The organism is Candidatus Cloacimonadota bacterium, assembly GCA_012516855.1.
GTDB lineage: Bacteria > Cloacimonadota > Cloacimonadia > Cloacimonadales > Cloacimonadaceae > Syntrophosphaera.
Map to the genome: position 1 here is coordinate 1 of JAAYWB010000089.1, position 15,837 is coordinate 15,837.

The window sequence follows — 15,837 nt, forward strand, 5'->3', positions numbered from 1 at the left end:
TACCGCCGCATGGCTTTCAACGCACAGTTGCAGGACGAGAACGCCGAACTGGGCCAGCAACTAGACGCAGCAAACACGTTGATCAACAAATACCGCGAGGAAACCACATACCTGCGCCAGCAACTCGCCGAGCGCGATGCTCAGATCGTGCTGCTGCGGGATGGTCTTGCTATGGCAGTAAGCATAATCGGTCATCCTGATGATTACGGCACAAAACACATGCAAAAAATACTCGCCACCACCGGGCCGAAGGAGCAAGAGGAATGATCTATTGCGAAGACTGTTCAAGCTATGAATGTGGGTGTCCAGAACGCAAGGAAATAGAATCCTTGCACCGGCAACTCGACGCCAAGCAAGCCGAGGTCGATGCGCTGATGCTGGAATACTGCCCGTCGGAAATGTCGCAGGAGCAGCTTGACACTTGGGCTGCACACCAGCGGCCAAGCGAGTGGAAGACCAACGACGAACTGCGCCAGCAACTCGCCGAGCTTCTGGACTGGCAGCAAAAAGCCTTCGCCGCCTGCCCAAATATCGACATGGACATCGACCGCATGAAGGGAGGCAACTGAAATGAGCAGCAAAGACACCTTTGAAATTTGCGACGATATGCTTCATCCGGTTCGTATCATCAGGAGATCTGAAATGCCTCTCGACATGAGATACGAATCTGATGAAGAGCGCATCCTGCATGAGGCGATCGCGCGGTTGCAAACCGCCTATGCCGAAGCAGCACAGCCGTACCTTGATCGCCTGGCAACCATAAGAAGCACCAGGCCTGCTGTTTTGATGATGAGCAATGAAGAATTCAACACCAAATTTAACGCTATGATGGAGTAACGGAAATGCCAATCAAGCCCGCGCGCACCAACGTCGACCGAGACAAGTTCCCGCAATTGCCCTTCGAGCACGACCTGATGACCCCACCGACGGTGCGTCACGTGGTTCTGTTCCTGGCCGGCGTGGCTGCGATTTACATCGTCCTGATCGTGCTGGCGACGCGCTACTTCGGGTGGATGCCATGACCCGCAGCGAAGTCTGGTTGTTTATCAAGGACTGCACTCAGCCGCCACCAAGCCGCTTTTGAAGTCTCTCAGAAATTCCCTGCTTCTTCACGATCAGGGAGTCGATGTTTTTCATGAATTCGTCCTCGCTCACCCCGCGCCGCTGCAACTCGCGCTTTTCTTGCGTGATCTGGCGATCGATCTCCATCATTTGACCCTCGGCCTGGCGCATGGCGTTCAGCATCAACACGTCCTTGGGGTAACTTCCGACCTTGACACCAAACGAGGTCAGGCCGGAATTATCTCCGGCCCTTTTATTTCGCCTTCTTCAAACAGAAGAATATACTACGCCGATGGAAATCGGATTGCTTATCGTCTTTTCTGCTGGCAGCTTGTGGATGTATTTCACCACGTCGGATCAGCGTCAGATGGCGCTCGGATACGCGATAGCATTTGCCGTTGTTATGGCATTGCTATCGCTTATTACCGGACAGGGGCCAAACAGACACTATGGGCTTTAAGCGCCTACTGCAATCCGCTTTGCAACCTGTTCCTTTTGCTTGTTGATTAGAGCGATTGCATCCTTTTTCTGGTCACTATCCATATCGCTCCGCTCGATCTTGCGGATACGCTCGTTCAGGTTGGATTCCATTTTCTTGACTGATTCAACCTTGCGATACCGAATCAACTGATCATTGTTGTCTTCGGCGTACTCTTTGGCCTCTTCCATCCGGCCATCTTTCAGCATTTGACGATAAGTAGCATGGGCCTGTTCAATCTCTTTGGCTTGCTCATAAACCTGAGTCACATAGCGCGAGCTTCCCGTGCCGACTTCTTTCAGAATCCCTTGGGTGCCGAACCTGAAGTAATCAAGTGCCGGCTTTGTGGGTTCGTCAGACACGCTACGACTAACCATGTCTGCGCCACCAATCACGAAAGATCCTAGCCAGCCAAAGTAAGCCCGCGCCAGATGGTCTATTTGTACTGGAGAAAGCGCCCCAAGCGAAGCTTTAGACATTCCCCTGGCAACCATGCTCGTATTACTGTTGAAGCGTTCTGTAGGATCAAGACGTTGCATTCCAAGAGATTCAATCGGGCGCTTGGTAAAGCTGTCCTTGTTGGCATACAAATCGAGGATCGGCTTGAACGCTTGTGGGATTGGGTTCATTGACAGATTGTTCATCACCAGCGAATTGACTACGTTACGGAAACGCTCTCCGGTCATTTCGTCATCAATCATCAACTCAAGACCACGCTCTGCCAAAGTGCCGATCGCCCCAACCTCAAACGGTTTCGGGATGCGGAACTCAACATCACCAAACTTGAACCACCAGAAGTTGTCACGATCCCAATCCTCGCGGCGCTTCCAGTCGTCGTCATCACCGTAGGCCAGCATCAAAGCGATAGAGGCTAGAGCTACCGCGCCAGTTACCACGGCCAGCTTGCGAGGATTGTCCTTTGCCGAACGACCTAGCTTGTACATACCCTGGAGCCTGGCGTTCATAAACGGGACGACTTGTGTAAGGAAGCGAATCGTGTTGAAACTCCCCTGCATACTGAAGTCCATCAGATCGCGCGCCAACAACGCAGCTTCAGCATGGCTCTTGCCCTGCTTGACCAGTTGGTTATACAAAGCAGCGCGGTTTATCTCTTCCGAGCGATTACCAAGTTCGTTATAGGCCGACACCGCAGGGTCAAGGTATTGGTCATAGAACGCACGCCATTTGTTTTCGCTGTTCAGGATGGTCGAATCTTTGACTCCAGCTTTTACTAATTGGCGAACGCGGGCCGACTCGGAGCCTTCCAGCATCGTGCCAAAGCGGATCAATCCACCAGAGGCAAGTGCAGACACGTATTCCTGAGAATCGCGCTTGGTTTGCTTGTAACCCTCGGCAATGTTCTTGATTGGGTTGTATCCCAATTCAGATGCACCGATCGACTGGATAGAGTCTCGAATCAGGTTGCGCACCTTGAATGCCGGTGAAGCCGTCACGCCGATGGTTAGCCAGTGCTTGAACTTCGTCATCACGTCCATGATGCCGTTGCGCATACCGGCGTATTCAAGGCTGGTAATGGCAGTCATCACGAACGGATCATCGACACCGTATTCAATTTTCTTTCCGTTATCCATGAACCAGACAGTTTTCTTTTCTCCTGGAGTTGCTTTGTGCGCGGCACCAATCTTTTCAGCGGCAACAAGAGAAGCCTTGGCAGCCCGATTCTTGGCTGACGCCTCGATAAGATGCGAGAAGTTAAGCAGCGTATTCGATAGAAGATCGCTGTTCAGCTTTTCAGTGCCACCTTTCAGTTTCTTGAAAGCCTGCTGGCGAACCAAAGCGTTGCCCATCTTGGAGCCAATGAACTCGCCATCCTCTTCCGACACGCGGTAGAACGGCACATAGAATTCCGATTCCCACAACTTACGACTGGAACCGTCGATCAGGCCCGACTGCTCGGCCATGTCGAGCGTGTTCTTCTGGAACTCATTGAACACGCGATTTGCATCAGCGTAGATCGTTGCACGGTTGCGTGTCGTCGTTCCTTTTTGCGCACCCGTCTGAATGGTGTAGTCGAAATTTGTATTGCCATTTGCTAGTGACTTGCCAGCAGCAATATCAGTGGGCGTGAAAAGGTTCTCACGATCAACCTTGGAAAGCCCTTCCGCGCGATTTGCAGCGACATACCATAGGAAGTCATCAAGCTCACCGTGTAACGGCGTGCCAAGGCGCTCTATGAATCCGCCAGAGGTGTCTGCATCATAGACGCCATCACGGATAGACAGTTTTCCGTGGTGAAGAAGTGCATCAAATGCGCCTGCTGTTCCCTTGGATAGCCTAGCCAGCATGTACGCCTGCCCGTTGTCGCCAAGATCACGAAGCCCTCGGAACTGATCGACAATCCCGACAGCCATCTTCTTCCAGAAGTCATTCTTCAGCGATTCCGTGGTGCGCTCAACGAGATTCTTCTTTTCAATGTCGCGCCCGACGTTCTTGAAGAACTGGCGCTGTGCCGGTTCGTACTGCCGGCCAGAGTCGCCGATGATCTGAGCGCGGCTGTAGCGGATGTCAGGGTTGGTGCCGTCGAACTGGCCGTTGTTACCGATGGCGGATTTGACTTGGGTTGGCTCAAATACGACGTATACCGGATGTTTGATCGCGCCCTTGTCGTGTGGGGAAACAATTTCAAGCGACCCGTCTCGCTTCTTGCGCACATACTCGTTGGTTATAACCCCGTCGTAACCTGCGCGCTGAATAGCGGTCTTTGCATCATCAGATAGCCCAGCGACTTTTCTTCCTACACCGAAAGCCCCTTGGTCTTTGAACCGATTCGCCACGTCAGCAATGTTGTCTGCGAGCAGAGGGTTTTCCATACGCAGAAATACCGGCATGGTATTGACCTGTTTCGGTTCGCCTTTCCACGAACGATCCATCTTAAACCGTTGCGAGTGTTCGGCATAAACATTGGAGCCGTATCGGTCAGAGAAGTAGAACCCAAACCCAGCCATTCCTTTACGTTGCTCTTCCTTTGTGAACTCGTTAAAGTCTCCGTATGTCGTGGCGTGATAAACAACCAACGGATTCCCATCAGCATCAACAACCTTACTGTCACCAAACCATTTCTTGAATTCTGGCGTATCGGTCTGGTTGATCTTGGAGAAGCGGGTTTTTCCTGTACGATCAATCGGCCTTGCGTTGCTTGCCATTTCGCCAAAGTACAGCGCGCCATCTGTCCGGTAGATTGCTGGCATTGCGGGGGCTTCTGTTCCGCCAGAAATAGGCAGGCGGCGCGACTCGAAGCTCAGTCCGTTATCGTTGGCAAAACGGATGTATCGCTCTGGAACGCGCGTTCCTTTTGGCCCGGTGGCAATAGCAATTCCGTCGTCTGTAATGCGGAATGTGATGCCGGCTTCGGGGCGCTCCATACCAGCCGCAAGACGGCGTAAGGCGCGAATTTCGGCCCTGTCGAAAGCACGGTTGCCAAGCTGTTCGTTGGGTAGTCCATAGGATGATTGTACGCCTTCATTGCGGCTATACGCCATCGCCTCCCGACCCTGCGCCTGCAACTGGCCTTGCGCTTTCGCTCTCAATCCAGCAATCGCCAGGTTAGCCAAGTCCTGCGGCTGAAGGTTATTCACCGCCCATGTCTTCAGCTTGCCAAAGGGTAGCCGGCGGATGATTGCGGTACGTAGCGCGGAGAGTAGCGACTCCACCCATTGCCTGATTACGTTCGGCTGTTTGGTTCCGTTGGTGTATTGCTCAACAGCGTAGGCGGCAAGTTCCTCGGTGCGGTTCTCTGCTTTCGTGTTTCCAGGAATAGCGGCTTCTGCATCACTAAACCACTGCCTAGCGTTGCCCATTGTGCCCATATTTTCTAGGCGCTTCATCATCTGCGTGTAGGTCTGCTCGCCAACTAGCTCGCGGATGGTTGAGTGGAAACCTTCGTGGAAAAATACACCATCGAAGTTTTCAGCGCTGAGCGCATCAAGGTTCAGGACTATCGAGCCATCCTTGTAAGTTGCGCCTTGGTACTCATTGCCTTTGTTGGTGAAGGTGACAATACCTGAGTCAATCAGCACCTTGCCTAGCTTGTCTCCGAGAATCGACTTGATGCGGGATTCTGCTTCTTGCTGAGGCATGGCGGATGTTTGCGTGCCATTACCGCGCGACATGAGCGAATTTCCGTTGCGCTTGTTCAGCCAGTATTCATCGACAAAGAACTTACCTTCTGCTGGCGTTCCGCGCATCTTGCTCGACTTGAAGGCGCGTGGATTGATTTCCTTGGCCTCCTTCTCTTCCATCCAGATGCCGCGCTTTTCCTTGCCGTCGTTGGTCGTGTAAATCTCAATGGCGTACTCGCTGCCATTGACGGTAACGACATCGCCCACTGCGGCCGGCTTCGCCTTTTGCGGCCGATCATTGGCAGGCGCCTGGTCGGCTTCCTGTGCATCCACCTTGGGGCGATTCTGGAATCCGACATACTCAACGCGCTTGAACAGTTCGTTGATGTCGCCGATGTCGGAGAGGTCAATCTTGTTTCCGCCATTCGGCGCCTTGGTGGTGTCGGACTGCTTTTCAAGCACGACAATACGCGTCATCACCTGCGTACCGGCACGCTCAAAGGTAACGGCCGGCATCTTGATGTCGGCCACCATGTAGATGCCTTCGGCTGGGCGGAAGACTTCCGTGCGCTTTCCAGTTGGCTGGATCATCTTTATTTGCGCGGCGCTCATGCGCGTTTCAGCGCCTTTGAACTCTGGCGCGGTAGCCTTAACCATGATGTCCGGCTCGTTATTGCCAACGGCAGCGAATACGCGAGTGACAACACCAGACGGAGCCCAAGCCGCTTTCGACTCGATTGTGTCGCCCCTGTAGATTGGCGCGGCCTTGCCGTCAATCGTGTACGTGGTCAGCGGCTTTAGCTGCCGCTCTTCGCCTTCGTACATCCACTTATCGAACTTCTTGTCAGCCGCCGGCCCGGTCGGCAGCAGCGCAACAATCCGCCCGCCGTCGCGCAAGTGCGTCGCCGCCTTGGCGATATGGTCGACGGCAGTTTTCCCGCCCGATCCAAACGGCGGATTCATCACGATGGCGTCGTACTTGTTGACCACGTTCAGCGACTCGAAATCGCTTCCGATGATCTGCCCATCAAAGACCATCGCCAGCCGCGGGCGTAGCGTCATGCTTGGCTCGATGGCGGTCTTCTCGGCTGAATCAGGAATCCAGCGTGCGATAGCGCCATGCCCGGCGGACGGCTCCAGCACCTTTTCGCCGGGACGAATATCCGCCCATTCGACCATTTTCAATCCAACCGGCTCCGGCGTGGCGAAGTAGTCGGCGCCTTCCTGCGCCTTGGTCTTGCTGTTCTTCTTCTGCGTGCCGAAGTAGAACGCACGGGCGCGGTCGTATTCGGTCAGCGCGTCATTGGCCGCCTTGTCGCGCGCCTTGCCGCCCTTGCCTTCGTCTTCCATGCCGGCGCGGTAGTCGGCGGATTCCTCGAACCCGGAAATGAATGCGTCTTTGAGCGCCCTCGCCTGCTCTCCCATACCAAGATTCTCGGCGGCGCTGGCGCGCTGGGCGATGGTCGTTGCGAAGGCCCACTTCTCCCAATTGGTGCCGGTGTTCAAGTAGCGGAAAATGGCATCGGTCACTTGCCCGGTGCGGTAGATGCGGCCCTCTTGCTGAATGGCCGTGGTCGGCTGTGTCGGCTGCCCAAGGTTGAACAGCACGCGCTGGTGCTTGCCGGTGGTGTCGTGCAGGCTGATCCCTTCCTTGCCCGCGGCCGATTGAACCAGAATCACTTGCGGCCCGCTGGCGTCGTCCTGGAACTTCGCTACGTTGTCGCGTCGCGTCTTGGCTGGAACGTCGCCGTTGAATAGCAGCACGCCGGGAAACTCGGCCTTGAACATGTCGATAGGCGACGACTGCCGGAACAGGTCGGAATTGATGATATCCATGAATTCGGCGTTGAACTCTCTGACTACACGGTTCCACTCGGCAGCCTGAATGGTGGCGTCGACCGCCTCTTGGTCTTTGACGGACCGCTCGTCAAGCAGGAACGGATTGAATCCACCGCCCTTCTTGTAGTCGTGGAAAACGACAACCTTGCGGCCCATCGCCAGATGCTCGCGGACATGCGGAACAACCTCGCGCGCCTTGATGGATTCCAACAAATAGCGGCGAGAAAGGTAATCGAACTTCTCGCCGATCTGGTCGCGCACGGCGCTCAGTGCGCTCTCGTAGGGGTCGGCCCGGCCAATGCGGTCGCCGGCTTCCATTGCGTCCGCGCGCTGCACCTTGCGCTTTGACTCGAACCACTCCAGCGCGTCGTCAATCCGCTGGCCAATTGCCGAATCAACCAGAATGAAACGGCGGTCGTAGTCAGCGGCCACGTCGAGCATACGGCCAGACAGCGAACCTTTCTTCTTCAGCCAGGTGTTGAACTGGCGCTGCATCAGCCCGCTATCGACCTTGGCATCCGGCTGCGTCAGTTTCCCGTAGCGCATCCGGTAGCCGAAGTGCTGCATCATGAACTGGTCGAGATTGCTGCCCTCGTTGTAGCCACGGAACTCGCGCTCTTCGTTGCTGCGCCCTTCGTTGTAGTCGAACAGGTAGCCGTTTGCCCAATCCACCGTCTTTTCGTAGGCGAATGGGGTGGCTGACAGGAACAGGGCGCGCGGACGCTTTTCGCCTTGGCGCTCGGCTACGTCCGCCTTGATGGCTTCCTGCTTGGCCCGCAATTCGTTGCGCAGCTTGTCGGCGTCGGCCTGTGTTTTCTCGGCGGCGTACCAATTGCGCTGATCGTCCGACATGCGCTGCATCTTGGCGTCGGCGTCGAGTTGCTTCAGCCGCTCGATGTCGGCCGCGTTGAGCATCGAGTGGCGGTGATGCACGCCGTCCGGGTGCAGCGTGATTGCCCGAAGGGTTTTCAGCGCGTTGGTGTTGGCGCCGTCCTTGCCCATCGCCAGGTAATGCGCTTCGTCGCTGACAACCAAATCCCATTCGCGGGAAGCCAGCGCATTGTTCTGGCCCATGTTGGCGTACGTCGTGATGACGATTCCATTGCCGGCATCATTGGTATCCGCCAGCCGGGTAATATCGAGGCCGAGCAACTTTCCGGCCTTCTGCCAGTCCTCAACGATCTTGTCGTTCGGCGCCACGATAAGGATGTTCGTCTTGCCCTGATTGGCCAGTCGCTTGATGGCGCCAAGACCGGTAAAGGTCTTGCCGGTGCCAGTGCCATTCGTGAACAGCATCCCGTAGCCATCGGGCACGGCAAAGCGTGTTTCCGCCTTGGCTACGTCTTCCTGCTGGCCTTCCGTGAGAATCGGCAGCGCATCACGAATCGCGGCGATGCCGCCCTTGTGCGCCACCGTCTTGTCGGCGCGCGCCTGCTCGGCTTTGTTTGCGACTAGCTCAGACTGTTTTGTAGCAGCTTCGCCAATTGCTTTTGTTGCATCGGGTTCAACGGGCGGTCCTGCGAGGCCACTATCACGGCTTCCGAGATCGACACGATTTCCGGCAGAGCCGGGCGATAGTTCGGGTGCGCCTGTGTATATTTCGAGATCGCCACGTTCTCCAGCAGCAGCGGCTTCAGATCCACGTAGCTCGCTGCCACTTCCTGCCCGAATCGACTCTTCGCCGCCTTGTACTCCCGGTCTTCCAGTTCCGCCATTTCCATCCCGTCCATCGCGAACGCCTTCTTCGCCCACGCCGTTTTCAACTTCTGCGTCTCGGCTATCTCGTTCCAGATCGGTGCTGCTACGCTGGTCAGTGGCATCTGCTTTCTCCAAGTCTTCAATTGAATCATAGGACATTGCCTCGCGTTTGTCGCCGCCAATCTCCTTTGCGATGTTGATGTAGCCGGCCTGCAGATTATCGATGCTGATCTTGTCAGCAACATCATTGCCGGCCAGCTGCCGAATCTGCCCCAACACATACTTTGCCGCATCCTTGAACTTGATGTAGCCCATCTTCGCAGCAATGCGGAAAATCTTCGACATCACAGGGATGATGCGCGACTCTTCCTCGGGCGTCAGGTTTTGCTTAACACCAAGGATAGAAGCGAGTTCGCCGATGGCCTGGCCCATTTCTGCCTTGAGCGCGTCCATTTCTGACGGCTCGGATTTTGCCGGCTTTACGGCGTCGACCGTGGCAGGCTTCAGGTCTGGATAGTCGGCTAGGACATTGGCGGGTACTGGCTTGCCTTCTGCGATTGCAGCGGCAACGGTTGCGCGATGGTATTCCTTGCCAAGTTCATATAGTTCGCCACGATCAAGGATCGGCTGACCGCCCTTGGTCTTTGTCGAAGTCTTTACGATAGCGCGGCCAAATGGCATCCCAATGGTTGAGCCAATCGGTTGCTGCGACTTGGTAACGGTTACGCCTTTGAACGGGCCTGCCGGTTGCGGAGATTCGTACTCATACGTAGTCCGGTATCCTTGTAGCTCAATTCCACCAAGGCCATTAGCGATTAGCATGTTGCGAACAGGCGCGTCACCTTGCGCGAAGAATTCATCCTTCGTCATCTGCCACGGCTCTTTGCCGGCGGCAACTTCTTGTTTGCCAGCGGCAGGCGATTGCTCTTGCTTCGATACAGAATCAGCGAAAACATAGTCCTTCAGGTCAGTCGTTCCGAGTGACGACTCCATAACAAAGGTCTTTCCGTCGCGCTCGATGCGCAAATATGGAAGCGCCTTTGTGCTTTTGAGCCAGGATTTATTGTCTTCCGCTGCTTCGCTCGCAAGCTCCTTGTCAGCAGAATACTTATCCGCCCAATAGACATAGACGTTTCCGCGATTGTCTACGGTGCGAATTACGCCTCGCTGCTTCGGATTGTGGGCGTAGAAAATTTCCCGCCCACGCATTGTCTCGACAGATGGCTCAACTGAATCAAGATGTTTTGCGCCGCTTTTCTTCGACGCCTTGATTGTGTCTTCCCTTGCTTTGTCAAATGCAGCGGAGTCAAAAGGAACATCAGCAATGGCAGGCTCTTGCGCTTTGGCTGGCTCTGCTTTGCCATCGCCAATCACTGAAGCGATGCCGGGCTGCGTCGCGTCTTCAAAGTACGTTCCGCGCAAATGCGGCCGGGTCGCCCCAAGGAAATCAACTGCCTGCTCGAATGTTTCGATCTTTGAGTATTGCGCCTGTTCTTGGTCGATTGCTTCGCCGCGCTTCTCGTTTCCGCGCGTGATGTAGACGGCATCCCACCCACCGTCCGCGCGCTTGCTCAGAAATGTTTTGCTTGATGACTCTTTGTTGCCAATGGATTTGGGCGGCTCGCTGGCGGCTTTGGCTGGCTCGGCTTTGGGCTGCTGTTCTGAAGAAAACACAGATAATCCAGCGCCGAAATTATCAACTGTTCCGATAATTCGGCCTTCAAATGAGCCATGAACACCAACCGCTTTTGCTTGGCTAGGAGAAATCTTTTCCCAATCAACCCAACTCAACTTGTCGCTGTTGATGCCGCGACCTTTCGCCTTTCCGGTATGGAATCTGTCGCCAACACGAATGGCTCCGAACGTCGTTCGCTTACCACCTTCCTGCTTACCACCTTCGGCGGCTGGCTCGGCTTTGGGCTGCGCTACCGGCTCGGCCTTCTGTTGCGCATCAGCCTCCCACCGCCACCCACCATAGGTGCCGCGCTCACTGGCCTTGCGACGGAAGATTGCAACCGTGCCGCCGTCTTCTGTCTTTCCTAGTGCGTACTGGAAAGCATCGTTACCGTTCGGAACGTTGCTTGCGGGGATTTCTTTGCCTTCGATACCATCCTTGGTGATGGTGAAAGCGCCGACGAGTTCGTTCTTCTGCTGCTGCGCAAATACGTCTTGCTGCCCGCGAGCATCATCATTCGTAACCTTGCGGACTATTGGCGGGGGAGCGTTTTGCCCAAGAGCAAAAGCCTCAACGTCCTTGTCGACTTCGGCTTTCTTCGCTGCTTCGCGTTCAGCGATTACCTGCGCGGCGCGGCGATCCTTCTCGGCCTTGTTCTTCGCGGCCTGCTCTGCGCGGATTGCCCTGACTTCTTCGCGGTGCGCCTGTGCTGCTGCGGCGCGTTCCTGCTCTGCTTTGGCGCGTAGTTGCTCGGGGGTTTGTGCGGCTAGATCAAACCCCGCTTCGTCGCCTCGGCCTTGACGATTTCTGCCCGCTTCTCCGGCGACAGCTTCGCCAGCGCGTGCAGCGCCTTGCGCATCTTCAGACTCTTCGAGCGTTTCTGTCCCGTCGAAGGCGTCGAGGATTTCGTCATTGCTGATCCATTGTTCATTTATATACCTGCCGTTCTCTTTGGTTTCCTGTGTAGCAAGGTCAAGCAGCGCGTTGATCTGGTCGTCATCAAGCTCTGAAACTGCTTCTTCTGCCTGAATTGCATCACGCTCTGCTACTGCTTCATCTTGCGCCTGTTTTGCTTCTGCTTCAAGTACGGCGCGCTCGATGTTATCGAATTTAACGGCAACCGTCTTGATGCCAAGCGCAGCGGCACGGCGTCTGATTTCGTCGCGGTATTTCCTTACCTCGTTCTCGGCGGCTTCGCGCTCGTTGCGCTCCATCGAATAGGCCGGGTTTCCGGCCGCCTGTTCGCGGACCAGTTCGGCCAGGTGGTTGCCGTCGCGCACATCGTAGTTTTCCTGAACGCGCAGCAAGTCGGCAATATCGTCCAGGTCTTCCTGGCCGCGCAGCGTGAACAGGCCGCGCACTTTTGTTGCCGCGTTGGCCTTGTCGCCGACGATGGTTTGCGCCATCTTGGGATGGATACCGTTGCCGCCAGTAACGCGAAGGATTGCGCCGACTAGATCATCGCGCGATTGTGGGCCAACATTCTTTGCGCGCGCCTTTTCCAGCTTTGCGCGGTTGGCGGCTTTCTCGGCTTCAGGAGTTGCTGGCTGTGTAGATTGGTCAGGATACATCGTTCCAAGCAGTTCGCCATTTACAAATGGCGCTTTCTGATTAGCCGGAACAAGACCTAGCGCACCACTTACTGAGCGCCAGATATTCATTGGTTCGTTGCGCTCGTTTGTCCTTTCCTGCCATTTCATTACCGTTCTTGATACAACGTCACTAGGCGCGCCTATCGCAGTATTTGCCGCGTAAGCCGCGCGCTTACCGTCAAGCCGCATATCATCAGTTACCTCTACGCTATTCTGAACATTTGTCACTGGATTAGTAGAAATGTTCTGAGCCGGCATGTTCAGTTGCGTAGCCGTCTGTTGCAGCGGGCTGGTCGTCGTCGGCTGCGCCTGGGTTGCCATGCGGCGCTGTAGATCAGCAATGGCGGCCTGGCGGATCTTCGGTATGGCCTTCTCGTTATCTGCAATACGTTGCACCTGTTCAGTGGAACGCGATTGCATCTGGCGTTGAATCGGCACAAGTTCTGCCTGTGCGGCTTCGTCGGCAAGCATCTGTTGCTCGATAGCGGCACGCATCGGATGAACAGGCATCTGTGTTGCGCCGGTTGCCATTCCAGATAGTGCGGCCTTGGAGAGTGCGCCACCTTGAGCGGCGGATCGCGCCAGGTCTTGTGTGAGCGCAACTTGTTGCCGCGATTCCTCTTCAGCTAGTACACCAAGGCGAGTGACTGATTGTTGGTTGGCGTTTTGCGCTGGAATGCGCTCTCTTGCACGTACCGTGTCATTAGCTGAAACCTGAAAGTCAAGGTACTCACCCATCGTGAACGGAACTTCGCGCTGATTAGCATCGTGCGTGATACCGATTTGCTCATTGAACGCAGCGGCCAAATCCTTCTCGTAGAGCGCGCGGCCCTTCTTGTCCATGCGTGCAGTATCAAGGCCAAGCATGGCGTCAATGCGTTGCTGTACGGGGACAGGATCAGCAACAAGCACAACATTCTGGCGCGCAGCCTCGAACGCATCGCGCATCGCGTAGAGGTCGGCAGCATTCTTGTCGGCTGCGTCAATTTCAGCCTGTCGTGCAGCGGCACCATTAAGAAGTTGGTCGCCAGGCGTTCCGGTATAGGTGGGTGACGGCAATAGACCAGCAATCGGCTGTTGTTCTTCCTGCGGCTTTGTCTGTGCGTTGAGTTTGTTTTCTGCGTAGCGACCGCCAGGAATTGCATTGAATGCGCCACCCATGAACGAACCGGCCAACGCACCTTCAACACCAGCGCGGGCCATGCCTTCGGTAAGCGGCTTGTCCTGTGCGAGATTCTGGAACCCTTGCTCAAAGACGGACTGCGGAAGTTCCTCGAACAAGCCTTCAGAGATTGCACCGCCAGCAACGCGCTTTCCAACTTCTTTCGCTGCCGCCATTCCGGTAGCGTTGCTTGCTTGACGACCAATACCACCAGCAATCAATGTTTCAGGATCGACCACGCCGAACTTCTGTGCAACCTTGCCGCCAAGAGTGCCTAGCGCACCGCCAACCAAACCAGTTGCGCCAGCATAGCCAGCAGCGGTACGCGGATCGACACCAGCCTCAAGGCTATTCTGCATGGCTTGACCGGCCATGATGCCGCCCTCGCCAATACCGGCACCAACAGCCGGAGCCATACTTGTACCAACCGTGCGAGCAGTCACGCCTGGGAGTGCCGCGCCAACACCGCCAGCGCCAGCAGATACAGTCTTTGCCCCAATGCCTAGCGCGGCGCGTCCAGCCAATCCACCAACCAGCATCGAAGGGATGGACTCGGCAACTGAGCCGACAATGTTCATCGGGTTTTTCAGGTAAGCCCCGGCAATGTCAGATACCGTGCCTTGTTCCCAAGCATTGTCCACTTCCTCCCTGCCGGCTTGGCGCGAAGGAGAGTATTCAGCCTCGGCTGACTTGGCCCACTTCGACGGCTGGAAGCCCGTTATTTCTCCGGCCTTATCTGCCAATCCACTGACTAGCGGACTGCCCGTAACTGCGGCAACAGGAATATCAATTAGGCCAGTGACCGCGCCAGGCAGTTGCTGTACGCCACGCTTAACGTCTGTTACGAGGTCGGCGGCAATGCCTTTGTTTTGCTTCTTTGGCGCATCAGCCGGAGAGAAATTAGACCAATCCGTTTCGCCAGATGCAGGCTGATTTACGGGACTAAACTGACTCCAATCGGTATCGGCCATATTCTCTATATCCTGTTACTGCGCTAGTACGGGCTGTCCGTTGCGGACGACGTATTTCTTTCCATCTTTTCCAACAATGGATGTGCCTTCGTCATACGGCGAGTTTCCAATACGCTTCGGGCCTTGCTGCTGTCCGCCAACATCCTGCCCTGTGCGCAAATCAATCAGCCGTTGCGGAACATTGCGCATGATGCCGGCTTTCTCGTCAAATTCCTGACCGCCGCCAGCCGTCATGAAGTTGTCTTTGAGGCTCTGCTGATTATCTTTGCCAGATAGAGCGCGAATCTGTTCAGCCGCCCTGGCCTTTTCTTCAGGCGTTCCATTCAGATACTTACCTTGAATGTCGCTGAGTCGCTGCGCCTGAGTGAGTGATAGTTGCTTTGCCTGAATATCCAGCGGATTTCCATAGCGCAACCTGTCGCCACGCTCGTTAATGTCCTGTCCGCGCATGGTTACTTGGTCGCGGTTGTTTGCTGCTCGGTTATTCAGCGCGGCGGCCCTCAACTGAGCGGCGTTTGTGCCTGCCACGTCGTTTGACCTAGCGTTTGCGCCAAGCGCAGCCACGATTGCGGCATCGCTTCCACGCCCACGGCCTAGCTTGCCAATCAAATCATCCTGACGCCAGCGTGCGGTTTTCTCCGCGTTATCAATATCAGTTTGCGTAATTTGCGGCTCACCACCGTACGTGCCGCCCTGCTGTTGTTGCTGTTGTTGCGGACCCGACGATTTTTGCAAGAAGTCAGCCGTGCCACCGTAACCGAGTGACCTCGCCATACGATCATTCTGGCCGGCAAGGTCTATCATGTTGGGTGAGCTAGGCGGTCTAGGGGCGTTAGGGTCTGAGAACCTTTCTCCGCGAATTTGTTTTTCATCTTCGATTCGCCCGAGCAGTTCGATGGCCCCCCACGCTTTATCGTTCATCGGTTTATTCAGCCCTGTGACAGCTTGGCTCGGGTCGATGTTCGTATAAAGCGGTGATGTTCCGGGAGCCGTAATGCGCTGAACCCCAGGTTGGCTTGTTGGCGCAGAAGCATACTCCTTGCCAGCAACATTGAAGTTGTTGTCGACAACGATACCAGGCCGGTCCTTGGTAATGGGCACTGGAACGCTTCTGCCCTTGTTGCCGTAATTTGGATTCGCTAGTTCGCCCTGCGCTCCAACGGCCGACGGGTTGGTTAGCTGCGTAGTAGTGCTTCCTGGCTCTGGCGTACCAGCAAGCCTATTTGCCCGCGCCGTCGAGTAATCGGTTCCTTCGCGGTTTGCGGTAGCAGAGTCGGAGAA

General features: G+C 55.5%; 7 protein-coding genes. 4 read left to right on the plus strand and 3 right to left on the minus strand.

Translation table 11 applies throughout. From position 1 onward, the window contains the following. The 4 genes from GX466_08315 to GX466_08330 all read left to right on the plus strand — a co-directional run. On the plus strand, positions 1-267 hold a 267-nt coding region (locus tag GX466_08315), incomplete at its 5' end, for a hypothetical protein (protein NLH94197.1). Beyond that, positions 264-569, plus strand: coding sequence for a hypothetical protein (locus tag GX466_08320; protein NLH94198.1), 306 nt, complete (start codon positions 264-266; stop codon positions 567-569). The genes GX466_08315 and GX466_08320, both read left to right, overlap by 4 nt. Position 570: 1 nt before the next feature. Continuing rightward, entirely contained in the window at positions 571-837 is a 267-nt protein-coding gene (locus tag GX466_08325) for a hypothetical protein (GenBank protein ID NLH94199.1), read from the plus strand. A 5-nt stretch (positions 838-842) separates the two neighbouring features. Next, on the plus strand, positions 843-1,022 hold the full coding sequence (locus tag GX466_08330) for a hypothetical protein (GenBank protein NLH94200.1): 180 nt from the start codon (positions 843-845) through the stop codon (positions 1,020-1,022). Between the two features lie 37 nt (positions 1,023-1,059). Here the strand turns inward: GX466_08330 and GX466_08335 are convergent, their stop codons facing one another. The 3 genes from GX466_08335 to GX466_08345 form a co-directional block, all read right to left on the minus strand. Continuing rightward, positions 1,060-1,245: a hypothetical protein gene (locus tag GX466_08335; GenBank protein ID NLH94201.1), complete on the minus strand. Its 186-nt coding sequence runs from the start codon at positions 1,243-1,245 to the stop codon at positions 1,060-1,062. 273 nt (positions 1,246-1,518) lie between these two features. After that, positions 1,519-14,556, minus strand: a complete 13,038-nt coding sequence (locus GX466_08340; protein ID NLH94202.1) for a DEAD/DEAH box helicase family protein — start codon at positions 14,554-14,556, stop codon at positions 1,519-1,521. A 15-nt stretch (positions 14,557-14,571) separates the two neighbouring features. Continuing rightward, on the minus strand, positions 14,572-15,657 hold the full coding sequence (locus tag GX466_08345; GenBank protein NLH94203.1) for a hypothetical protein: 1,086 nt from the start codon (positions 15,655-15,657) through the stop codon (positions 14,572-14,574). Positions 15,658-15,837 lie beyond the last annotated feature (180 nt).

Excerpts from the sequence above, each read along its gene's own strand:
- GX466_08335 (NLH94201.1), bottom strand. The coding sequence starts at position 1,245 with ATGCTGAACGCCATGCGCCAGGCCGAGGGTCAAATGATGGAGATCGAT.
- GX466_08330 (NLH94200.1), top strand. The coding sequence starts at position 843 with ATGCCAATCAAGCCCGCGCGCACCAACGTCGACCGAGACAAGTTCCCG.
- GX466_08325 (NLH94199.1), top strand. The coding sequence starts at position 571 with ATGAGCAGCAAAGACACCTTTGAAATTTGCGACGATATGCTTCATCCG.
- GX466_08320 (NLH94198.1), top strand. The coding sequence starts at position 264 with ATGATCTATTGCGAAGACTGTTCAAGCTATGAATGTGGGTGTCCAGAA.
- GX466_08340 (NLH94202.1), bottom strand. The coding sequence starts at position 14,556 with ATGGCCGATACCGATTGGAGTCAGTTTAGTCCCGTAAATCAGCCTGCA.